Raw genomic sequence first — 337 nt, 5'->3', positions numbered from 1 at the left:
CCTTGTTTTCATGCAGGATAACGAAGTCGTCCGCATAACGGATTAACGAGATTGCATCGCGTTTGTTTGTACGGCTTTCTTTTCCTGGTAGCTTAACCGCTAAGGATTTGATGCTTTCTTCCATGCCGTGGAGGGCAATATTTGCTAGTAAGGGGCTGATTCCCCCTCCTTGCGGTGTGCCTTCTTCCGTTTTGAATAGCTGTCCGGTGTCAATTCCCCCTGCTTTTAGCCATGCCTTGACTTGTCGTCGGATTGCCGGAAAGGCATCAAGTTTATTGAGAAGTTTTTCATGGTCAATTCGGTCGAAGCATTTTGCAATATCTGCATCCAGTACCCA

The 337-nt window shown here is 46.9% G+C and carries 1 protein-coding gene; it reads right to left on the bottom strand.

Features of this window, described 5'->3' with window-relative positions; translation table 11 throughout:
- On the bottom strand, positions 1-337 hold a 337-nt coding region (locus AC0QH1_RS14835; protein WP_324631961.1), incomplete at both ends, for a reverse transcriptase/maturase family protein.

It is taken from the genome of Phormidium sp. CCY1219 (genome assembly GCF_055795085.1).
Note: the sequence above shows the minus strand (reverse complement) of the source record. Positions and strands in the feature narration are given on the sequence as shown.